17 protein-coding genes and 1 tRNA gene are annotated in these 23,171 nt (G+C 53.9%); 16 read left to right on the top strand and 2 right to left on the bottom strand.

Annotated features, from left to right (window positions below; genetic code table 11):
- The first annotated feature begins 120 nt into the window (after positions 1-120).
- The 14 genes from folP to K6123_RS18855 all read left to right on the top strand — a co-directional run bounded on the left by folP (position 121) and on the right by K6123_RS18855 (position 17,148).
- The gene (gene folP, locus K6123_RS18920; protein ID WP_343224016.1) at positions 121-951 is read left to right on the top strand and encodes a dihydropteroate synthase; all 831 of its coding nucleotides are present in this window, start codon (positions 121-123) and stop codon (positions 949-951) included.
- Position 952: 1 nt separating this feature from the next.
- Positions 953-2,290: a phosphoglucosamine mutase gene (glmM, locus tag K6123_RS18915; protein ID WP_221800638.1), complete on the top strand. Its 1,338-nt coding sequence runs from the start codon at positions 953-955 to the stop codon at positions 2,288-2,290.
- 77 nt (positions 2,291-2,367) lie between these two features.
- Positions 2,368-3,096: a triose-phosphate isomerase gene (gene tpiA / locus K6123_RS18910; RefSeq protein WP_281423963.1), complete on the top strand. Its 729-nt coding sequence runs from the start codon at positions 2,368-2,370 to the stop codon at positions 3,094-3,096.
- Positions 3,097-3,108: 12 nt separating this feature from the next.
- Positions 3,109-3,495, top strand: coding sequence for a preprotein translocase subunit SecG (gene secG / locus K6123_RS18905; protein ID WP_221800634.1), 387 nt, complete (start codon positions 3,109-3,111; stop codon positions 3,493-3,495).
- Positions 3,496-3,519: 24 nt separating this feature from the next.
- Positions 3,520-3,605 (top strand) — tRNA-Leu (locus tag K6123_RS18900).
- A gap of 292 nt (positions 3,606-3,897) precedes the next feature.
- Positions 3,898-4,356 carry a ribosome maturation factor RimP gene (gene rimP / locus K6123_RS18895; protein WP_221800695.1) on the top strand — a complete coding sequence of 153 codons (459 nt, stop codon included), beginning with the start codon at positions 3,898-3,900 and terminating at the stop codon, positions 4,354-4,356.
- A 21-nt stretch (positions 4,357-4,377) separates the two neighbouring features.
- Positions 4,378-5,874: a transcription termination factor NusA gene (gene nusA / locus K6123_RS18890; RefSeq protein ID WP_221800632.1), complete on the top strand. Its 1,497-nt coding sequence runs from the start codon at positions 4,378-4,380 to the stop codon at positions 5,872-5,874.
- Positions 5,875-5,901: 27 nt separating this feature from the next.
- Complete coding sequence (gene infB, locus K6123_RS18885; RefSeq protein ID WP_221800630.1) at positions 5,902-8,739, top strand: translation initiation factor IF-2; 2,838 nt, start codon at positions 5,902-5,904, stop codon at positions 8,737-8,739.
- Positions 8,740-8,854: 115 nt separating this feature from the next.
- Positions 8,855-9,274: a 30S ribosome-binding factor RbfA gene (rbfA, locus tag K6123_RS18880; RefSeq protein ID WP_221800628.1), complete on the top strand. Its 420-nt coding sequence runs from the start codon at positions 8,855-8,857 to the stop codon at positions 9,272-9,274.
- A 112-nt stretch (positions 9,275-9,386) separates the two neighbouring features.
- A complete protein-coding gene (gene truB, locus K6123_RS18875; protein ID WP_221800627.1) occupies positions 9,387-10,343 on the top strand; it encodes a tRNA pseudouridine(55) synthase TruB in 957 nt (318 codons plus the stop codon).
- A 140-nt stretch (positions 10,344-10,483) separates the two neighbouring features.
- A complete protein-coding gene (rpsO, locus tag K6123_RS18870) occupies positions 10,484-10,753 on the top strand; it encodes a 30S ribosomal protein S15 (RefSeq protein ID WP_221800626.1) in 270 nt (89 codons plus the stop codon).
- Positions 10,754-11,031: 278 nt separating this feature from the next.
- Entirely contained in the window at positions 11,032-13,140 is a 2,109-nt protein-coding gene (pnp, locus tag K6123_RS18865) for a polyribonucleotide nucleotidyltransferase (RefSeq protein ID WP_221800625.1), read from the top strand.
- Positions 13,141-13,320: 180 nt separating this feature from the next.
- On the top strand, positions 13,321-15,294 hold the full coding sequence (locus K6123_RS18860; RefSeq protein ID WP_221800624.1) for a hypothetical protein: 1,974 nt from the start codon (positions 13,321-13,323) through the stop codon (positions 15,292-15,294).
- Positions 15,295-15,378: 84 nt separating this feature from the next.
- Positions 15,379-17,148 (top strand): VRR-NUC domain-containing protein, encoded by a 1,770-nt coding sequence (locus K6123_RS18855; RefSeq protein ID WP_221800623.1) that lies wholly within the window; start codon positions 15,379-15,381, stop codon positions 17,146-17,148.
- Here K6123_RS18855 and scpC read toward each other — a convergent pair whose 3' ends face one another.
- The gene (gene scpC, locus K6123_RS18850) at positions 17,149-18,666 is read right to left on the bottom strand and encodes a succinyl-CoA:acetate CoA-transferase ScpC (RefSeq protein ID WP_221800622.1); all 1,518 of its coding nucleotides are present in this window, start codon (positions 18,664-18,666) and stop codon (positions 17,149-17,151) included.
- A 297-nt stretch (positions 18,667-18,963) separates the two neighbouring features.
- Positions 18,964-20,646 carry a 2-isopropylmalate synthase gene (locus tag K6123_RS18845; protein ID WP_221800621.1) on the bottom strand — a complete coding sequence of 561 codons (1,683 nt, stop codon included), beginning with the start codon at positions 20,644-20,646 and terminating at the stop codon, positions 18,964-18,966.
- 244 nt (positions 20,647-20,890) lie between these two features.
- Here K6123_RS18845 and K6123_RS18840 point away from each other — a divergent pair, with 244 nt between their 5' ends.
- Positions 20,891-21,376 carry an Lrp/AsnC family transcriptional regulator gene (locus tag K6123_RS18840; protein ID WP_246624899.1) on the top strand — a complete coding sequence of 162 codons (486 nt, stop codon included), beginning with the start codon at positions 20,891-20,893 and terminating at the stop codon, positions 21,374-21,376.
- A gap of 101 nt (positions 21,377-21,477) precedes the next feature.
- Positions 21,478-23,109, top strand: a complete 1,632-nt coding sequence (locus K6123_RS23475) for a sensor histidine kinase (RefSeq protein WP_221800620.1) — start codon at positions 21,478-21,480, stop codon at positions 23,107-23,109.
- Positions 23,110-23,171: the final 62 nt, after the last annotated feature.

Below are 23,171 nucleotides of genomic sequence, written 5' to 3'. Positions count from 1 at the left end.
CAGATGAGAGAGCGGCGCAAGCCGCTTTTCTCGTTTTACGCTGGGGTTGCTCCCGAACATTGCAGTACTGTTGGTGCTATTGCAGTATCTGCCCCCTAATCGATTCAATTGGATATTCACGTGATTCTGGAATGTGGTAATCGCCAGTTGTCACTGGCTCGCCCGGTAGTGATGGGCATTCTTAATACAACACCGGATTCCTTTTCGGATGGTGGTCGTTTCAATTCTCTGGATCAAGCGCTTCGTCATGCTGAACAAATGGTTCTGGATGGCGCAGGCATGATTGATGTAGGTGGCGAGTCAACCCGTCCGGGGGCTGACCCCGTTTCTGTCGAAGAAGAGCTACAGCGGGTTGTGCCTGTAGTTGAGGCGATTGCTGCACGACTGGATGTGGCGATTTCTGTTGATACCAGTACACCGGAAGTGATTACCGCCTCGGCGGCGGCAGGTGCGCACTTGATCAATGATGTGCGGGCCTTGGAGCGACCTGGTGCTCTGGCGGCGGCGGCGGCCAGCGGTTTGCCGGTCTGTCTGATGCATATGAAAGGCAAGCCTGACACCATGCAGGATGCACCTGCCTACGATTCTGTCTTTGACGATGTTTACTGCTATCTGGAACAGCGTATAGCCGCTTGCCTGGAAGCGGGGATTCGTCGTGAATTACTGGTGATTGACCCGGGCTTCGGCTTTGGCAAGACAGCGGTCCATAATTATGAACTGCTGCGTCGACTAGCTGAGTTTGAGGCAATGAAATTACCTATCCTGACTGGTTTGTCACGCAAGCGCATGATCGCTGAGGCTACCGGTGTTGAAGTGGCCGATCAGCGTTTGATTGGCAGTGTGACTGCTGCCGCGATCTGCGCAATGAATGGTGCACGAATTATTCGTGTACATGATGTCAAAGAGACCGTTGAAGCGCTGAAGGTGGTTTCAGCGACTCTGGGAGTCTGAAATGGCGAGAAAATTTTTTGGCACTGATGGTATTCGTGGCCGTGTCGGTGACTATCCGATTACGCCGGATTTTGTCATGAAGTTGGGCTGGGCAGCAGGCAAGGTGTTTGCCCAGCAGGGGCGTAGCCGCATTCTGATCGGCAAGGATACTCGTATCTCTGGATATATGTTCGAATCTGCTCTGGAAGCTGGCTTGTCTGCCGCTGGTGTTGATATTGCTCTGCTGGGGCCGATTCCAACGCCTGGCATTGCCTATCTGACCCGTACTTTCCGGGCTCAGGCGGGTATTGTCATCAGTGCATCACACAATCCCTATTACGATAATGGCATCAAGTTTTTTTCTGGTGCCGGACAGAAGCTGCCCGATGACACCGAAGCGGCGATAGAAGAATATTTGCAGCGGGATATGACTTGCGTCGACTCTCGTCAGTTGGGCAAGGCCACCCGCATTGCGGACGCCGCCGGACGTTACATTGAATTCTGCAAGGGTACTGTCAGTGCATTGAACCTGCGTGGTATGAAGCTGGTATTGGACTGTGCTCATGGCGCTACCTACAGCATTGCTCCGGCGGTTTTTGCTGAGTTGGGTGCAGAGGTGGTGGTACTGGGTAATCAGCCGGACGGTCTCAACATCAATAATCAGGTCGGCTCGACGGAACCGCAGGCTTTGCAAGAGCGGGTGTTGGCTGAAAGTGCGGATCTGGGGATTGCCTTTGATGGCGATGGTGACCGGGTGGTGATGGTTGATCATCGTGGCAACATCGTTGATGGCGATCAGCTACTTTACATCATGGCGGCTCATGCGAAGACCTGTGGACGTTTGCAAGGTGGTGTTGTTGGTACCCTGATGAGCAATATGGGGCTCGAACTGGCAATGCAGCAATTGGATGTGCCGTTCCTGCGGGCCAGGGTTGGTGACCGTTATGTATTGCAGCTGCTGGAAGAAAACGGCTGGCGTTTGGGTGGTGAGTCGTCTGGTCATTTGCTGGCTTTGGATGTTCAGACTACTGGCGACGGTATTGTTGCGGCCTTGCAGGTGTTGCAGGCGCTGATGGAGACCGGCAAATCCCTCTATGACTGGCAGCAAGGTATGCAAAAGATGCCGCAAGTCATGATCAACGTGAAACGCAGTCCATCGGCGGATGTCAATAATGCCGCTATCAACAGTGCGGTTGCCGATGCTGAAACCCGGCTGGCGGGCAAGGGCAGGGTGCTGTTACGACCATCTGGCACCGAGCCGGTTGTGCGGGTGATGGTGGAGGCGGAAACGGATCAGTTGGCGTCCGCAATGGCGACTGAATTGGCTGCGGTGGTCGAGGTTGAACTGAATCGTCCCTGAGAACGGCTTGTCTCAGGGCGGCATCTTGGATAGTATCTGCGCTCTTTGAATTTTGGGGGTATCCCGTGCGTCGCTTGATGATTGCCGGAAACTGGAAAATGAACGCCTCGATCAGCTCGACTGGCGAATGGCTGGCTGCGATGGCAGATACAGCGGTTGCCGGTCGTGATGTACTTGTGTGTCCTCCTTTTCCATATCTTGGGCAGTTTCAGGAAGCTGTAGCTGCTGGTCGGTTACTGCTGGGTGCCCAGAATTGCGCTCTTGAAGAGAGTGGTGCTTTCACTGGTGAAGTGTCTGCGGCGATGGTGCGTGACCTCGGTTGCGAATACGTCATCCTCGGACACTCAGAACGGCGCGCGCTGTTTGGTGAAACAGACGAGCTGGTGCTGGCGAAGATGCGTCGGGCACTGGCTTGTGGTCTGAAAGTGATTTTGTGCGTTGGTGAAACGCTCGAACAGCGCCAGTCTGGCGCTGCAGAAAGTGTTGTTGCTGCACAGTTGCAACTGGCTCTGGAACAGTTGTCTGACGATGACTGGTGTCAGCTGGTAGTTGCCTATGAGCCTGTCTGGGCGATTGGTACCGGTGAAACTGCAACGCCGGAGCAAGCGCAATCCATGCATGCCTTTATTCGTGGTCAGCTGGCCGCTCGCAGTGAGCAAATTGCCGAGCAGACCCGGGTGTTGTACGGCGGTAGTGTGAATTCTGCAACTGCAGCCGAGTTGTTTTCCCAGCAAGATATTGATGGTGGTTTGGTTGGTGGTGCTTCACTGGATGCCGAACACTTTTTGAAAATTTGTACCGCATAAGTTTGGGTTACTATGGAATCGATCGTACTTGTAGTTCACATTCTGTTGGCACTTGGCATTATTGGTTTTGTCATGATGCAACAGGGCAAAGGCGCGGACGCTGGCGCATCATTTGGTGGCGGCGCTTCCCAGACTGTCTTTGGTAGTAGTGGTTCCGGTAACTTTCTCAGCCGCACAACTGCGTGGCTGGCTGCTGCATTCTTTGTAACAAGCCTCGGTTTGGGTATTTTTGCCAAGCAACACGCTGAAAATTCCTCTGATGTAGGAATTCCTTCAAAAGAAGTGATTGAAAAGCTTGAGAAAGACACCCCACTTGTGGAAGAATACGCGCCTGCTTCTGACGCCCCAGTGATGGATGCGTCTGCGGCGGATACTCCGGCTGTTGAACAAAGCAACTAACAGAGTATCTGGTCGAGTTTTGTTGCGGATGTGGTGGAATTGGTAGACACGCCATCTTGAGGGGGTGGTGAGCTAAGCTCGTGCGAGTTCGAGTCTCGCTATCCGCACCAACCTAGCCAAGGAGCCGGAACGCTATCCGGTTCGCTTTTTGAGCTCAAAAGCACTACAATGCGCGGGCTCAACTGTCTTAAAGCCCCTCATGCCAGGGGCTTTTTAGTAGCTGTCATCAGGGGAATGAAGTATCTCCGGCGGTGATCTTAACTGCAGTGGACAGGTCTATCCAGAGATACCCTGGTATTACCCTGCAGCAAGCGTTGACAGAGTTGTTGTACAGCCTGTGGTTGTAACAACACCATCGGGCTGGGCACTAGGTGCCCAGTTTTTGTTTCTGAGAGGTGAAAAATATTGGCACGAGATACACGCCTGATTGAAATGCTGTCCCCGGTTGTTGAATCGATGGGATTTGTTTTCTGGGGTCTTGAACTAAGTCAGGGACACCAGTTGCTGTTGCGCGTGTACATCGATCACGAAAACGGCATTACTGTAGACAACTGCGCCGACGTCAGTCGCCAGCTCAGTAGTGTGCTGGATGTTGAAGACCCGATTGCCCAGGATTACACCCTGGAAGTGTCTTCACCAGGCATGGATCGTCCACTATTTGAACTGTCTCATTATCAGCAATCGCTGGGTGAAATCATCGAACTGCGTTTGCGAATGCCTTTTGATGGGCGCCGGAAGTTCAAGGGGCGTCTGCAAGGGATTGAAGATCAGGATATCGTGTTGCTGGTTGATAACGACGAATACCTGTTGCCCATCGAGCTGATTGAAAAAGCTCATATCGTTCCAAATTTTGACAAGTAAGGTTCACAGCGAGGCTGGAAGATGAGTAAAGAAATTCTCCTGGTCGCAGAAGCGGTTTCCAACGAAAAAGGTGTATCGCGAGACGTGATTTTTGAGGCTATCGAGTCTGCCCTGGCAGCCGCGGCCAAGAAACGTTATGAAGATGAGGAAGCCGTCGTTCGCGTAGTTATCGACCGCAAGACCGGTGATTACGAAACATTCCGCAGCTGGTTGGTAGTAAGCAATGATGTGGTTCCAGGCCTTGGCGATGAGCTGACGCTGCAAGAAGCCCATGACATCGATACCAACCTGCAGCCCGGTGATACCTACGAAGTCCAGATCGAGAATCCAGATTTTGGCCGTATTGCTGCGCAGGCTGCCAAACAGATTATCGTGCAGAAAGTTCGTGAAGCCGAGCGCGCCCAGGTCGTCGAGCAATATGAAGACCGGGTTGGCGAGTTGGTTAACGGAACTGTCAAGAAAGTGACCCGTGACAACATTATTGTTGATCTGGGTAACAACGCTGAAGGCCTGCTGCCTAAAGATCAGTTGATCGGCCGTGAAATCATGCGCATGGGTGATCGTGTACGTGCCATCCTGCACGCTGTACGGCCGGAAAACCGTGGCCCGCAGCTGATGCTGAGTCGTACCATTCCAGCCATGCTGATCGAATTGTTCCGCATCGAAGTGCCTGAAATCGCTGAAGACGTCATTGAAATCAAGGGCGCTTCCCGTGATCCAGGCTCCCGCGCCAAGATTGCTGTTAAAACCAATGACAAGCGCATCGACCCGGTTGGTGCCTGTGTTGGTATGCGTGGTGCCCGTGTTCAGGCGGTGACCAACGAACTCGGTGGCAGCGAGCGTATTGATATCGTGCTGTGGGATGACAACCCGGCACAATTGGTGATCAACGCCATGGCTCCGGCCGAAGTGGCGTCGATCATTATGGACGAAGAAACCAACACCATGGATGTGGCGGTAGAAAACGACAACCTGGCTCAAGCCATTGGTCGCGGTGGCCAGAACGTGCGTCTGGCGTCTGAGCTGACAGGTTGGGAAATCAACGTTATGACCATCGAAGATGCAGCTGCAAAGCAAGATCAGGAAGCAACTGCATACGTCGAAACCTTTATGAATGCTCTCGATCTCGACGAAGACTTCGCCATTCTGTTGGTAGAAGAAGGCTTCACCACCCTCGAAGAAATTGCCTATGTTCCAATTGAGGAAATGCTGGCAATTGAGGATCTGGACGAAGAGACCGTCAATGAATTGCGCAACCGTGCCAAAGACGTATTGCTGACCCAGGCAATCGCTTCAGAAGAAAAACTGGAGCATGCCGAGCCAGCAGAAGACTTGTTGGAAATGGATGGTATGGATAAGCACCTTGCCCTGGTTCTGGCCAGCAAGGGGATCTGTACGATGGAAGATCTTGCCGAGCAATCCATCGACGACCTGATGGACATCGAGGATATGACTGAGGAGAAAGCGGCTGAGCTGATCATGACCGCGCGCAAGCCCTGGTTTGAGGGCAACGACTAATTCACTCACTCGGCACAGGAGAAACGTATGGCAGAAGTAACAGTTAAAGAACTCGCCGACGTGGTGGGGACCAGCGTTGATCGCTTGCTGTCCCAAATGCAAGAAGCGGGCTTGCCACAGACCGCAGCAGAACAACAGGTTTCTGATGATGAGAAGGCCAGCTTGCTGGCTTTCCTGAAAAAAAGTCACGGTGATGGCGAGGGTCAGGAGCCGAAAAAGATCACTCTGAAGCGCAAGGTCACCACGACCCTGAAAGCTGGTCAGGGTGGCAAGAAGCAGGTTGCTATTGAAGTGCGTCAGAAGCGTACTTACGTCAAGCGTGACGAGATCGATAAAGATATCGAAGCTGCTCGTCAGGCTGAAAGCGAGCGCAAGCAAGCAGAAGAACGTGCTGCAGAAGAAGCCCGTCAGGTTGCGGAACGCAAGGCTGCTGAAGCCCGGCTGGCTGCCGACAAGGCGGCTTCTGAGCGCGCCGCGCGTGATGCAGCTGAAGCAGAAGCACGTGCTGATGCGGAAGCGGCCAACAAGCCAATCACTGAAACCGCCAAGGTCAGTGTTGCCAAGCGTGTTACCGCCAAGCCGGTTGCGGAAGTGCAGCCAAAGGTTTCGGTACAGGCTCGTCCAAAAGCGGATGCTCGCCCGAAAGCAGATGCCCGTCCAAAAGTTGATGCTCGTCCGAAGGCTGATGCCCGTCCAAAAGCAGATGCTCGTCCGAAAACTGATGCTCGTCCAAAAGTGGCTGTGCGCCCTGCTGGTGATGCTCGTCCGGCTGCACCTCGTTCTGATGATGGTCAGCGTCCACGTCCAGGCAAGCCGGTCGCAGTAGCCCGCGCCAAGCCGCGTACGGAAGACGAAGATGTGGCACAGAAACGCGCTGAAGCCGAATTGGCCCAGCAGCGTGGCGAAGAAGGTCGCAAGCAACGCACCAACAACAAGACTGCTGATCGCAAGCGCGGTGATCGTGAAGACAGCCGTTTTGTCGAAAAGGATGACAGCCCGCTGAGCCGTCGTCGTCCAAAAGGCGGCAAGGGTGGCAAGGGCGTTCGTGGTGGTCGTGGTGGTCATTCGTCCTCCAACGAACACGCTTTCAACATGCCAACAGCACCTGTGATTCGTGAAATTGAACTGCCAGAAGCCATCACCGTTGGTGATCTGGCTGCCAAATTGGCGATCAAGGCTGGTGAAGTGATCAAGGAGCTGATGAAGATGGGCGTTATGGCGACCATCAACCAGACTCTGGATCAGGACACTGCCACTCTGGTGGTTGAAGAACTGGGTCACAAGGTTACCAAGCTGATCTCCGACAACCAGCTGGAAGAAGATGTAACTGACTCCGTCAACTACGAAGGCGACGAGAAACCTCGTGCACCGGTTGTTACCGTAATGGGTCACGTTGACCATGGTAAGACCTCGCTGCTCGACTACATCCGTCGTACCCGCGTGGTTGCTGGCGAAGCCGGTGGTATTACCCAGCATATTGGTGCCTACCACGTTGAAACGGATCACGGCATGATCTCGTTCCTGGATACTCCTGGACACGCGGCATTCACTGCCATGCGTGCCCGTGGTGCCCAGTCAACTGACGTCGTGATCCTGGTGGTTGCTGCTGACGATGGCGTGATGCCTCAAACCGAAGAAGCTGTTCAGCACGCGAAAGCGGCTGGTGTGCCGATTGTGGTTGCGGTTAACAAGATGGATAAGGAAGCGGCTGATCCGGATCGTGTTAAAAACGAACTGTCAGCGCGCGGTGTTCTGCCGGAAGACTGGGGCGGTGACGTTCCATTCATTCCAGTATCTGCTCACACGGGTCTGGGTATCGATGACCTGCTGGAAGCGGTATTGCTGCAGGCTGAAATCCTTGAACTGAAAGCGCACTTCGATGGCCCGGCACAAGGTACTATCGTTGAATCCCGTCTTGACAAGGGTCGTGGTCCGGTAGCGACGCTGCTGGTTCAGAACGGTACGCTGAAGAAAGGTGACATCGTTCTGGCTGGTACATGCTACGGTCGTGCCCGTGCCTTGCTGGACGAAAACGGCAAGCAGGTTGATCAGGCTGGTCCATCCATTCCGGTTGAAATCCTCGGCCTGAATGGTACTCCGGACGCTGGTGACAACTTCATGGTTGTTGAAAGCGAGAAGAAAGCCCGTGAAGTGGCTGAATTCCGTGAAAACCGCGTTAAGGAGCAGCTGCAACAGCGTCAACAGGCTGCCAAGCTGGATGCCCTGTTCAGTGGTATGGGTGAAGGCGCCCAGTCCGTACTGAACGTGGTTCTGAAAACCGACGTACGTGGCTCGCTGGAAGCAATTGTTGCTTCCCTGCAGAAGCTGGCAACCGACGAAGTGAAGGTAAACGTGGTGTCCTCTGGTGTCGGTGGTATCACCGAAACCGACGCGACGCTGGCGGTTGCTTCCAGTGCGGTGGTATTCGGCTTTAACGTTCGTGCCGACAACGCTGCCAAGAAAGTGGTCGAGAACAATGGTATCGACATGCGTTACTACAGCGTGATCTACGATCTGCTGGATGACGTTAAACAGGCCATGGCTGGTCTGCTGGCGCCGGAACTGCGTGAAGAGATCGTTGGTATTGCGGAAGTTCGTGACGTCTTCAACTCACCGAAATTCGGCCAGATTGCTGGCTGTATGGTGATTGACGGTACGGTTCACCGTAACAAGAAAATCCGTGTACTGCGTGATAACGTTGTTATCTACGAAGGTGAACTGGAATCCCTGCGTCGTTACAAGGACGACGTGGCCGAAGTTCGTCAGGGCATGGAATGTGGTATCGGCGTGAAGAACTATCAGGACGTGCGTCCAGGCGATCAAATCGAAGTATTTGACGTCCGTGAGGTCGCTCGTACCCTGTAAGATCTTGCAGGCTTGTCCGATGATCTGCCAAAGCCCGGTTCTACCGGGCTTTGGTGTCTGTAGGGAAAGCCAATTCAGTTATGGCGCAGCAGAGGCTGCTGCGAGAGGTTAAGTTATGCCAAAAGATTACAGCCGAACTTCCCGTCTGGGAGAACAGATTCAGCGTGAACTTGCTCATATGATCCAGTTCAACATGAAAGATCCGCGTCTGGGTATGGTGACCCTGAACCAGGTCAAGGTGGCCAAGGATCTCGGTTACGCCGATATTTATTTCACCGTTATGGGTGCCCGTGGAGAGTCTGACGAAGAAATTCGCCGCCAGACAGAAGAAATTCTGAACGATGGTGCGGGTTACCTGCGCAGCGAGCTGGCGCGTATTCTGACTACCCGCATTACCCCGATGCTGCGTTTCCACTACGATGAAACCCTTGATCGTGGTTACCGCATGAACAGCCTGATTCGCCAGGCGCGCCAGAAAGACCAGGCCAACAGTACCGATGAGTCTGGCCCGATTGGTGTCGACGAAGAAGAATAAGCCGGTTTTCCCGACGATTGATCTCTGTCTGGCGGCCTCCTTTATCAAGCAGGCGTTAGTCAGCTAACATCAACGGCCATCTGTTCAGGTGGCCGTATTGCTTTTGAGTGTTATGGCAAAACGAAAAAAAGGCCGTGATGTCCACGGCATCGTGCTCCTGAACAAGCCCCTGGGTGTGAGTTCCAACCATGCCCTGCAAACGGTCAAACGACTGTTCAATGCCAACAAGGCTGGTCATACCGGAGCGCTGGATCCAGAAGCCAGTGGCCTGTTGCCAATTTGTCTGGGCGAGGCCACCAAGTTTTCCCAGTTGCTGCTGGAATCGGACAAGAGCTACCAGACCCGGGCGTACCTGGGCGAAGTACGCTCCACTGGCGACAGTGAAGGCGAAGTGATTCGTACGGCCGAAGTGCCAGCGCTGAGCGACAGTCAGCTGGCTGACATCATCAATCGGTTTATTGGTGATGTTGAGCAGGTGCCGCCGATGTTTTCAGCGCTCAAGCTGGATGGCAAACCCTTGTACGAGTTGGCCCGTAAAGGCATGAGCGAAGCGGAAGCCAAGGCCATTGCCGAGAAGAAACGCCGGGTTATCAAAATCCATTCGCTGACGCTGGATGCCCGGCCATCGGATCATGAACTGGATCTTACGGTGCATTGTTCCAAAGGCACTTATATTCGGACTCTGGTCGAAGATATTGGTGATGCTATTGGTTGTGGTGCCTACGTTGCCAAACTGCATCGCATCCAGACTGGCCCGTATCAGGGCACAGACATGCTGACGCTGGAACAGCTGGCTGAGCTGGCAGAGCAGGGGTTCGAAACCCTGGATCAGGTGCTGTTGCCAATTGAATCCGCCGTGCCTGGCTGGCCAAAGGTTGAAATTTGTGTCGAAGAAGCCAAACGGATTCTGAACGGGCAGTCACTGAGGACTAGCCTAGAGGACGCGGCTTCAGTACAATTATGGGCTGCTGATTCTGCTCGCCAGCAATTGCTGGGAGTTGGTCAAGTTAGTGATGGTGTTCTCAAGCCGGTTCGGCTGCTGAACATTCCGTTGCAACTGGCTGATTGAACAGAGCCGGTTCTGGTTGGTCAGACCTGTCGTGGTTGGTCTGGCCAGTCAAATGCATCCCACTGTTAATGTGCACGGTGGCGACGTAATCCTTTAAACATCAGGCGAGTGCCTGACGCACATTATCTGGAGTTAAAAGCATGGCATTGTCTGCTGAGAAAAAAGCCGAGATCGTAAAAGAGTATCAAACCGCTGAAGGTGATACTGGTTCTCCTGAAGTTCAGGTTGCACTGCTGACCCACAACATCCTGGGCCTGCAGTCTCACTTCAAGGAACACGGTAAAGATCACCATTCACGTCGTGGTCTGATCCGCATGGTTAACCAGCGTCGTAAGCTGCTGGATTACCTGAAAGGCAAAGATGCTAACCGTTACCTGGAGCTGATCAAGCGCCTGGGTCTGCGTCGCTAATCTCGCTTGCAGCAAAAGCCCTCCGGGGCTTTTGTTGTTTCTGTAGTTCGCTCTGGCGAATGTCTATACTCCGCTGAAATCTGTAGTCACTGTGGTGCCCAACCCCGCCAGATGCGGTGGTGCTTCTAACCATTTGTCGTTCTTCCTGTTTCGTGACCTTGACGTAACCGGAAGCTCGCTACTGCTTCGATCGTTTGGCGATCGATGCAGTTTACGATCAATGCTTAGAAGTACCGGCAGTGATACAGGATGTTTGATCGACAAATAATGGATAAAAAATGAGTAATATCCCTGTTGCCAAGAGCAAAACCTTTCAATTCGGTAACGACACCATCACGCTGGAAACCGGCCGTGTAGCCCGTCAGGCAGACGGCGCCGTACTGGCTACCATGGGCAAGACCCAGGTGCTGGCGACTGTGGTTGCTGCCAAGAGCACCAAGCCAGGCCAGGATTTCTTCCCGCTGTCCGTGCACTACCAGGAAAAAATGTATTCCGTTGGTCGTATTCCTGGCGGTTACCTGAAGCGTGAAGGTCGTCCTTCCGAAAACGAAACCCTGACTTCCCGTCTGATCGACCGTCCGATTCGTCCATTGTTCGCCGAAGGCTTCATGAACGAAGTACAGGTCATCATCACTGTGATGTCTGCTGAAAAAGACGTGAACCCGGATGTACTGGGCATGATCGCGACTTCCGCAGCACTGGCAGTATCCGGTGTGCCTTTCAATGGTCCTATCGGTGGTGCCCGTGTAGGTTTCATCGAAGACGAAGGCTACATCCTCAACCCAAGCATCAGCCAGCTGGAAGATTCTCTGCTGGACATGATGGTTGCCGGTACCAAAGACGCTGTGCTGATGGTTGAATCCGAAGCCGACGAACTGACCGAAGACGAAATGCTGGGCGCTGTACTGTTCGCTCACAAATCATTCCAGAGCGCTATCACCGCTATCAGTGAGTGGGTTGAAGAGCTGGCAGTGGTTCGTTGGGACTGGTCTGCTGAAGCCCGTAACGAAGCTCTGTATGAAGCCGTCAAGGCGGAATCTGCAGCCGGTATCGGTGAGGCTTACACCATCTCCGACAAGATGGCCCGTTATGCCAAGCTGGACGAAGTCAAAGCTGCCGCAGTTGCGAAACTGGTTGCTGCTGAAGGCGAAGAAGGCTTCTCTGCTGATGAAGTGGCCGAGATGGTTGGCGAGCTGAAGTACGAAGTGGTACGTCAGCGCGTTATTGATGGCCAGCCACGTATCGACGGTCGTGACAACGACACCGTACGTCCGCTGACCATCGAAACCGGCGTGCTGGCCAACGCTCACGGTTCTGCCCTGTTCACCCGTGGTGAAACCCAGGCGATTGTTGTGACCACTCTGGGTTCTGCCCGTGATGCGCAGATGATCGATTTCCTGCACGGTACCAAGGACGATCCATTCCTGTTCCACTACAACTTCCCTCCATACTCTGTAGGTGAAGCTGGTCGTCTGGGTACTCCAGGTCGTCGTGAAATCGGTCACGGTCGTCTGGCCCGTCGCGGTGTTCAGGCAATGATGCCAGAGCACGATGAGTTCCCGTACACCATCCGTGTGGTTTCCGAAATCACTGAATCCAACGGTTCTTCTTCCATGGCTTCCGTGTGTGGTGCTTCGCTGGCGTTGATGGACGCAGGTGTACCGCTGAAAGCTCCGGTTGCTGGTATCGCCATGGGTCTGGTTAAAGAAGGCGAGAGCTTCGCTGTTCTGACCGACATTCTGGGTGACGAAGACCACCTGGGCGATATGGACTTCAAGGTTGCCGGTACTGACGAAGGTATCACTGCACTGCAGATGGATATCAAGATCGAAGGTATCACCGAGCAGATCATGGAAATTGCGCTGGAAAAAGCCAAGGCCGCCCGTCTGCACATTCTGGATCAGATGAACCAGGTGATCGCTGAGCCTCGCAAGCAGCTGGCTGAAAACGCGCCAACCATGACTACCATGAAGATTCCTTCCGACAAGATTCGTGAAGTTATCGGTAAGGGCGGTGCAACCATCCGTGACATCACCGACAAGTCTGGTGCCTCTATCGACATCAACGACGATGGCGAAATCAAGATCTTTGCCGCCGGTAAAGAAGCTTCTGATCTGGCTCGCAGCATGATCGAAGCGATCACTGCCGAGATTGAAGTTGGTACTACCTACAAGGGTAAGGTCAGCAAGATCGTTGACTTCGGTGCTTTCATCACTGTTCTGCCTGGTAAGGATGGTCTGCTGCACATCTCCCAGATCAGCGAAGAACGTGTTGAAAACGTTTCTGACTACCTGAAAGAAGGTCAGGAAGTAAACGTACACGTGATGGACGTAGATCCAAAAGGCCGCGTCAAGCTGACCATGAAAGGCGTAGAACAACCAGCCTGATTGGTTCCCTGATCGACCACAAAAAAACCGCCTTCTGGCGGTTTTTTTGTTTCTGGTCAAGCTGGATGCAAAGTCCCGCGCCATCTTCATCAATACGATTGCATGTTTGATGCATGGCAATGAGGTTATGTCAGTCACTATCTAGACTGAAATCGAACCCATCTGCCAGGAGTATTCCTGATGAGCAGCTCCAAGCCTGTTTATCCATCTGACTTGTCCTGTATCGGCGAATTGCTGGTGCCGACCGATGTTGTCGCGAGTTTGCAGCAACTATTGCAACAGCAAGGACAGAGAGTTGCTGGAGAACAGATTGCCCATGCGGTAGTGGAAATGACTGCCATGCAGGAATGGGTTGGGCATCAAATTCCGCAGCTGGCTGAACAGGCCGGGCTGGCGGATTGTGGTTATTGGCAATCCTTGTCACGGTTACAGGCAGCGCAATTACTGCTGAACCATCTGACTGGTAAAAACCGCCGCTGGTTGGTTGCGGAGCCACAATTTGGTCTGGTTGCCGAACTCTGGCAATGGCTGACTGCGACTGGCTCGCCATTACGGCGGCGGCGCTATCCAAACGATCTGGCCGGCTGGCAGAAATTACAGCAGGAGTTTGGTTCTGACAGCAGCAAGCGAGTAGGGCCGGGTCCCTGGTTGTCGCCAGAGCTGGTGCAAATAGAACACATCTCCTATGGCGCTGTGCAACAGGCATCTTTCAGAGCACACAACGGTGAGCTGTTATGGGTCTTGCCTGCCGTTGCGGCAAGCCAGGCACAGCAGCAGCTGGAGGCTGCCGCTGTTGGCCAGTTGTCTGGCGCGGCTGCCTGCGTGATTTTCTGTCTGCCGGATGATTGTGGTTACCACTGTGATGAGTGTGCGACCACTGAGGTACAGCACTGGTTACGTCCCCAGCAGGATTTGCTCTCGCTGGCGGCTGCGCTGTTACAGCTGGAACAGGATTCAGTTAACGGGCCTCGTGTGGTGGTACTGGAGCCTGCTGCCGTAGATCTGGCAGAACCGGCAGGCACTGCGGCTGAAGATGCCGGGGTACTGCAAACCCTGCCGTTGTGGCGCGACAAGCTACCTCGCATTCCGTTTTTACAACCACTGGTCACCATCAACCGGCCATTGCCTCATCGCCGTCAGGGTGGGGAATTATCCCAGCCGATGGCCAATTACCTGATTGAACTGGCAGAGGTAAATCCGGGACTGCGGACCCAGTTGGCTGCCAGTCATCTGGTGATGAATGACGGCGCTTGCAGTGAGCATATTCCTTCTTCAAACCCGCAGGATCTGAGTGAGGGGATTGCCCTGTTGGCGGAACAGCCTGAATTGCTCTGGAATGCCTGTCTGGGTAATCAGCAAGGGATTAACCTGCTGTTGTTGCAACAGCAGCAATTGCAGAGCCTGAGTCCTGCAATTCAAAGCCTGGCCAGAGATCAGCAGCCAATGCGCGCGAATCAGGATATGCCGGTGTGGGCATCCTGGCCATTGGCGGGTTTGTATGACCAGACACTGGATGATGTCTGGGCGGACCTACTGGTGCCGCCGGCCGGATTCCATACGCTTTATTCGCCAGACATGACCACCACACTGGGTCTGCTACGCAGTTGTTATGGTGATAATGGCAGCATTTACCTGAGCGCAATTCCGTTGCGCGAGCCATCCAATCCACTGTCGCAGCTGCAGAGCGATCTGTTGATCAAACAAGGTGCGGTCTGTCTGGCTGGGGAGCCTCACCAGCCAGTACAGCTGGTGGCGTGTGGCAGTACGTCACTGGACGTTGCCTGGCAGTTATCGCGTCGCCTGAACGCTGATGACGTGCCTCATTCACTGGTTTATGTGCTGGAACCCGCGCGCTTTATGCCGTTGGCTGATCACGCTGACTTACCGGAACAGGGCGAACAGGACGACGATGACTGGCTGGAACAACCGCAAATGAGCAACAAGGGCTTTGACGGCTATTTTTCTGCGGATCAGCGTGGCCGTCTGATAATTGCTGATTTTGATCCCACCAGAGTGGGCCAGCCTGTCGGCTGCAAAAAGCACGTTGAATCGGAGGTTTGCCGCTGCCATCAAGGCTATCTGAAAGGCCGTTGGGTCGCGGCCCGTGAGGTGCTGGCCGAGCTGGATTTCTGGGCTGCGCCATCCAATTGGTGATGATCCGCCCGGAAGCTTGCAAGCTGTCCGGGCGTATTTGTTATGCTGTGGATGTATTGACTACCAGCTGCCACTCCTTCGTTTATGTCTCTCTCCGATAACGACCTGCCTGAATCTGCTCGCACGACTGCTGCTAATCCGGATTTGCCGCCTTTTTATTATCTCGATAATTTTGATCAGCTGCTGGCTCAGGTGCTGGAGCGCTATCACGACTTGTTACTCGCCGACGAGCTAGTGTTATTAACCGCTCTGATGGTTTTGCCAGCCAACAGTCGTGGCTGGTTTGTACGCTTGCACAGTCGTAAAGGACGGTTGTTTCGGCTCGACAGGTTGCAATACAAGGAGCTGCACAGTTTGTCTGCGGCAATGGTGGAACTGGCACAGGCGGGTTTAATCAGGTTGCATCCACAAGGACAGCAATTGCTTTTGCCAGTCGCCGACTGGAGTGGCCTGTTTAACAAATCGGAATGGCTGGTTTTGCTCAGACAGGGTGAACTGGATTTACCCTCAGAGCTGGCACGCTGGAAACGCCCGCAGCTGGATGAATGGCTACAGCAGCAAGCTGAACTGCCATTGCTGCCAACCACCATTGCTGAGCTGGCTGACCCTATTGAAGCGCTGTTGCGGCTGCTGCGGTTGTTGTACTTCGGCAATTTGAACCAGAGCCTGACGGATTTTGTACTGTCTGACCTTGGCGTCTACCGCTATGAAAAGGTGTTGCTCGATGCCGAAACGCGACTGTTCGAGAGTCGTGATCAGGTACTGGCCCACCTGAATTATTACGATTGTTTGCCTGAACTCGATGACTGGCCAAAGCAGCTGGACAGTGAGCAGTTACTGGCGCTCGCAGACAGTTTGCCTGTGCTGGATAACGATCCGGTATTGCAACGGCGAGTCGGTCGCCAGTGGCTGAAAATTGCCCGCCAGCTGGAGCGTTTGGGAGAAGATCAACAGGCGTTGGCACTCTATCGTCGGGTGGAGCTGGTGCCGTCTCGCGAGCGCCAGATTCGGCTGTTGGCGACCACAGCGCCAGCGGAAGCACTGGAGCTCTGTCGGCAGATTGCAGTGGCGCCATTCAATGATGAAGAAAGTCGTTTCCTGGAAGGCTTTCTGCCACGTTTGTTGAAAAAGCAGCAACAGCCAGCTCCGGATTGGTTTATGCCTTTGCCAGCCTGGCAGGAACAGCGGCAGGAGCTGGTTGAGGCGGATGAGCAGCTGCTGGTGGCAGGTCAGAATATTGAAGCAGTTGCCTTGCAACGCTTGTTGCAGCAACGAGGAGGGTCTGGTTTTTACGTCGAAAATGCGCTGTTTTCATCGCTGTTTGGTTTGCTGTTCTGGGACGTGATTTATGCGCCGGTTAAAGGCGCTTTCTATCATCCGTTTCAGTTACGACCAGACGATTTGTACGATGAAAACTTTGCGGTAATCAGAGCGCAACGGATTGCGGAGGTATTTGACAGTTTGCAGAGCGGTGACTGGCAGCGGCAGGTACTGCAGCGGCTGGAGCAAAAGTGGGCAACGGCCAATCCGTTTGTGTACTGGACATTTATGGCAGAGGCGTTGGCTTCAGGCTGTTTACAACTGGCGTTCGAGCGCATTCCAGCACTGCATTGGCAGCAGATTTTTGAACGTATGCTTGGGGATTTGAAACGCCGCAAGACCGGTTTGCCGGATCTTGTCTGGTTTGGTGAAGAGGATGGTTACGAGCTGATAGAAGTAAAAGGACCGGGAGACACCTTGCAGCCAAACCAGAAAAGCTGGTTGGGGTTTTTCAGGCAGCAGGGCGTCCCGGCCAGGGTGTGGTACCTGGTACGTTCCACAGGCAGACCGTACCAGTTCCATCAAAACGGTTAATTACAGCATTTTGCCGGTTTCTTCATAACGCTGGTGCCAGCTCAGCGCTTCACCCAGCAGGTGTGGCGTGTGCATGCCGCGGCCGCTGGCGCAGGCGCGTTCGAAGTAGCTCATCAGCGCAGGGCGGTACGCAGGGTCCGCACACTTGTTGATGATTTCCATCGCCCGCTTGCGTGGCGACAGGCCGCGCAGGTCTGCCAGACCGTGTTCAGTCACAATCACTTTCACATCGTGTTCAGTGTGGTCAACGTGAGAGACCATTGGCACGATGGCAGAGATGTCACCGCCCTTGGCAGTGGCAGGTGATACGAAGATCGACAGGTAGCCGTTACGGGCGAAGTCACCGGAACCACCGATACCATTCATCATGCGGGTACCCATCACGTGAGTGGAGTTCACGTTACCGTAGATATCCGCTTCCAGCAGACCGTTCATGGCAATCACACCAAGACGACGGATCAGTTCCGGGTGGTTGCTCAGGTCTTGCTGACGCAGAATGATTTTTTCGCGGTAGAGGTCGATGTTGTCTTCAAATTCCTTGATACCTTCCGGGCTCAGGGAGAAAGAAGTCGCAGAAGCAACGGCCAGCGTGCCGGACTTCAGCATTTTCAGCATGCCGTCCTGAATCACTTCGGTGAAGGACGTCAGGTTCTTGAACGGACCATCGTTAAGACCTTCCAGTACTGCGTTTGGAATGTTACCCACGCCAGACTGGATTGGCAGCATTTCTGGTGGCAGACGACCGATTTCAATTTCGTCCTTGAGGAAATTGATGATGTGATCAGCGATACGCTTGGACACTTCGTCGGTTGGCTTGAACGGGCTGTTACGGTCAGCAGCGTTGGTTTCAACAACCGCGATAACTTTTTCAATCGGACAAGCCAGGTATTTTTCACCAATACGATCAGCCGGCTTGGTGATCATGATTGGCTTGCGGTGCGGTGGCAGGGCAGTACCGTAGTAAACGTCATGCATGCCTTCCAGCTTGGCTGGCTGCTTGTGGTTGACTTCGATAATGATGTGATCAGCCTGCTCGATCCAGGTTTTGTTGTTACCGATTGAGGAGGATGGCACCAGGCTGCCGTCTTCACGAATAGCGGTCGCTTCAATCACGGCAATGTTCATTTTGCCAAGGAAGCCGGACCAAGCGTATTGGGATACTTCGGACAGGTGATAGTCGATGTAGTCCATTTCGCCGTTGTTGATTTTTTCACGACAAATAGGGTCGGTCTGGAATGGCAGACGCATGTTGATGCCGTCAACCTTGGCCAGCTCACCATCCAGCTCAGGTGCAGTGGAAGCACCAGTCCAGACGTTGATGCGGAAACCGGTCTGACCACTTTCATTCAGTTTCTTGATTCGTTCAGCCAACGCTCCTGGCACGGCCTTCGGGTAACCCGCTCCGGTGAATCCGCTCATACCAACGGTTGCGCCCGCCGGGATCAGTTCAGCCGCTTCTGCTGCAGTCATAATTTTGGATTGCAGTGCACTGCAGGCTATGCGTGGAGTATCAGCCATATCAATCTCTCTGTCTGTTCGACACATGCCAATTCGATTTCATAACCGGACTGGCTTGTTTTGTTAATTATTTGTGGCAAATCGGGCCGGATAGTACGGGTTATTGGCCGCTTTGTATGCCTGGGGGAGGAAGACCAAGGTCTAATGAAACAGGGTGTTGTTATAAGTGGAACAATTAAAGGGGCTGGAAAAGCGCCTTGGTGGAAACAAAAAAGCGAGTCATCTGACTCGCTTCCTTGAGTGGTTTATCGGCACTGGTTTATCGGCACCTTGAAGGAACCAATTTGAATAAACCGATCAGCCTTTGTCGGCCAGCGCCTGGTTCACCACGGCCAATACCGCATTCATGCTGGCACTGAGGGTGTCGGCGTCTTCAGCGGCACCCGTATAGCGCTTGCCGTTGATGTTGGCTTGTATAAAGGCGATGGCACCGGCATCAGAGCCTTCACTGGTAGCCTGTTCGTCGAACTGCACGATCTGTACGGCGACGCCCATCGCTCGCAAGATTGCATCGGTGAAGGCACTGATGGCACCGTTGCCGTGGCCATCCATCGCGATCATGTTGGCACCATCATTAATGCTGGCGCGAACTGCGTGTTGATGACCCTGGCCTTCCAGCGAGTAGCTATCGAGCTGCAATTGACCATGGCTGGTCATGAATTGACGACGGAATACGCCAACCACGTCAGCTGTGGTCAATTCGCCTTCTTTGGCTTCGGCCATTTTTTGCACTGGCTGGGCTAATTCAATTTGCACCCAGCGTGGCAAGGTAATGCCCAATTCCTGCTCCAACAAGTAAGAAGCGCCACCCTTGCCAGATTGGCTGTTAACGCGAATCACTGACTGATAGCTGCGACCGATGTCTGCCGGGTTGATTGGCAGGTAGGCAACATCCCAGTACTCGTCGTCAGCCTGTTGGGCCAGACACTTGCGAATAGCGTCCTGGTGGCTGCCGGAGAAGGCGGTGTAAACCAGCTCGCCCAACCATGGATGGCGTGGGTGGGTCTTGATGTTGGTACAGGCTTCAACGGTACTGATGATGTCGTCTGCCATGGCAATATCCAGCTGTGGATCAATGCCCTGGGAGTACAGGTTCATCGCCATGGTGACGATGTCCATGTTGCCGGTACGCTCGCCATTGCCGAGCAAGGTGCCTTCGATACGGTCAGCACCAGCCAGAATCGCCATTTCAGCCGCGGCTACCGCACAACCACGGTCGTTGTGGGTGTGAATGCTCACTACAATGCTGTCACGTTGATTGACGTTGTCGCAGAACCACTCCACCTGGTCGGCAAACACGTTGGGCATGGAGGACTCAACGGTGGCTGGCAAGTTGATGATGGCCTTGTTGTCTGGCGTTGGCTGCCATACATCGATCACGGCGTTACAGACTTCCACGGCAAAATCGATTTCAGTACCGGAGAAGCTCTCTGGCGAGTACTGGAATGTCCAGGCAGTGTTTGGATAGTCGCGGGCAACCTGCTGCACCTTGCGGGCACCGTTACGGGCAATCTCAATGATGCCTTCCTTATCCAGACCAAAAACCTTGTTGCGCTGTACCGGCGAGGTGGAGTTGTACACGTGTACCACGGCACGACGGACACCTTCGAGCGCCTCATAAGTGCGTTCAATCAATTCGTTGCGAGCCTGAACCAGAACCTGAATGGTGACATCTTCGGGGATGCGGTTTTCTTCAATCAACCAGCGCACGAAGTCAAAGTCAGGCTGAGAGGCAGCCGGGAAACCCACTTCGATTTCCTTGAAGCCCATGCTGACCAGCAGATTCCACATGGCCTGTTTCTGGCTCACGTTCATCGGTTCGATCAGTGCCTGGTTACCGTCGCGCAGGTCAACAGAACACCACATAGGTGCTTGCTGGATTTGCTGTGAAGGCCAGCGGCGATCAGCTTTGTTGATCACCGGGAAGCGACGGTATTTGGCAGGCTGGAAGCCGACGTTGGAATAATTCTGGTAAGTCATGGTCAGGTTCTCGCGTGTGAATCCGGTTTGGGTCAGTGAGAATAGTGTATGTCGAAGGCATGAGTGAATGATTGTTTATTGAGCAAAAAAATGGCTTTTTGCTTTGCTTTAATTGCTGGAAAATCCTATTTTAGGACGAATAATTGTTTCATTGTTTTGAACTGTGGCAGTTGATACTTGCCGTAACCCAAAAGCCGCTATTCGTCTGAATCGAATCTGCTGCAATCGTACAAAAGGTCGCCTTATGTCTATCGAATCATCCATGCCAGTGGTACTGGACCGTACTGACCGCAGGATTCTCGAACAGTTGCAGCGGGATGGTTCGCTGTCGAACCTGGAGTTGGCCGAGCGGGTCGGGTTGTCGCCGTCGCCCTGTTCCCGGCGGGTCAAAGCGTTACAGGATTCCGGCATTATTGAGGGTTATCGGGCCCATCTGGATGCCCGCAAACTGGGTCTGACGTTGTTGGCGATGATTCATATCAGCATGGACAAACACACCCCGGAGCGCTTTGCCAGCTTTGAAAAAACCGTCGATGCCTGTCCGGAAGTACTGGAGTGTTACCTGATTACCGGCCAGGCGGCGGACTACATGCTCAAGGTGATTGTGCGTGACATGGAGGATTTCCAGAAGCTGCTGCTCGGCACCATTACCCGTATTGAAGGGGTGTCTGGTGTGCACTCCAGCTTTGTGATGAGGCGGGTAGTAGACCGCAGTGCGCTGCCAATCTGATTGGCGGCAAACGAGTCGATACAAAAGCTTTTGCTAATCGGCCTGCAGCAGCGGTTTGGCTGACTATACTCAGGGAAAGCGTCTGTTCGGGTCCGGTTACCGTGGCTGCAGAATCCCCATCGATTGAAACAAAGCTGACCGTCTACGTACTCTTGTTCAGTGTACTGTTTGGCGTGATTTTCAGTGCTATCCAGATCCGGCTGGACTACCAGACCGATGCCGACAAATTCAACCAGAGCCTGGACAAGCTGATTACCCATCAGAGTGGCCAGTTGGTGCTGTCGCTGCAGCAATATCATTCGGCGGCGATCCAGAAAATTTTCGAAAGCCTGATGCTGGAGCCGTCGATTGTGTCGTTGCAGATCGAAGATGAAGTCTCCGGTTATCAGCAACATCGTGGCTTGTCGCCGGAGCAACTGCAGGGTGAAAACCGCAGTCAGTGGTTACGCAAGTCGATTGATCTGATGGGGCAGAGCTACGTTGGTGCCGAAGAAAGCAAGGTCGGTACATTGACGGTCTGGGTCGACAGCCGCAAGGCTCATGAAGGATTCCGCCAGCGTGCGATGGTTACTGCGCTGATTGAAGTCGTGCGGGCGATGGCGCTGGCGATGATTCTGGTGGTGGTCTTGAAAATCCGGCTGGCCCGGCCACTGCACAATCTGACGGAGCGGCTGCGGGTGCTGGAGCCCGGCGATACCAACGCCGCCAATCTGCAAAGCACCGCCCGCTACCGCGAACTCGACGATCTGGTGGCCAAAATCAATAGCCTGTTTGCCTCCTTCGATATTGAAATGCAGCGCCGCCGCCAGGCTGAAAAACGGGCCCGTTACCTCAACGACAAGCTCGAAGAAAAAGTCCGTGCCCGCACCCAGGAATTAAAGGACAGCAACAGCCAGTTGCAGACCAGTCTGGATGAATTACAGCGTACCCAGCAGCTGTTGTTGCAGGCTCAGCGGATGGCATCGCTTGGCCATCTGGCCGCCGGTATCGCCCATGAAATCAATAATCCGGTGGCGGTGGTGTACAGCAATATCGCCACTCTGAGTGAATACCTGACAGAGTTGATTGAACTGGCGGATCAGTTTCAGTCTATCGAAAGCTCTATTACCGACCTCAATATTCGTCAGGTACTGGCGGGCATGCGACGGGCGATTGACCTGGATTTTGTGCGCAGCGATGCACCAGAGCTGGTGCTGGCTTCCCAGCACAGCCTTGAGCGGGTTCGCAATATCGTCGCCGAATTGAAAACCTTCGCGATTCAGGAAGGACAGGCCAAACGCAGTGCTGACCTGTTTGAGTTGATGCAACAGGCGGTGGTGGAACTCAAACTCGACCACGACGAGCGGATTCGGGTGGATATCCAGATGGCCGGCATTCCACGGGTGGATTGCATCGCTGGCCAGGTACGCCTGGCGTTCCGACATATTCTCGATAACGCCCGGGATGCGATTGTTGGCGAAGGGCGCATCGAAATTGCGGCGGCCCAGATTGACGATCAGGTACAGGTGGTGGTCAAGGACAGTGGTACAGGCATGGATTCGGAAGTGCTCAGCTGTGCCATCAATCCGTTCTTTACCCGCAAGGAAATCGGCAAGGGCACCGGGCTGGGGTTGACCGTCGCGTTTAACGTGATGGTGAATCACGGTGGCTCACTGGATATCGCCAGCCAGCCGGGGCGTGGCACCACGGTGACTTTCACCTTGCCTATCGTGGCAGCGGTTGAGCACTACTAGATTCTTGTCCAGATCCGATCGCGGCCCAGCCAGACGTCAACACTGATTTGCCGTTTACAAGG

It is taken from the genome of Oceanobacter mangrovi (assembly GCF_019740315.1).
GTDB lineage: Bacteria > Pseudomonadota > Gammaproteobacteria > Pseudomonadales > Oceanobacteraceae > Oceanobacter > Oceanobacter mangrovi.
The sequence above is the reverse complement of the archived record's forward strand: the minus strand, read 5'-3'. Positions and strand labels throughout refer to the sequence as shown.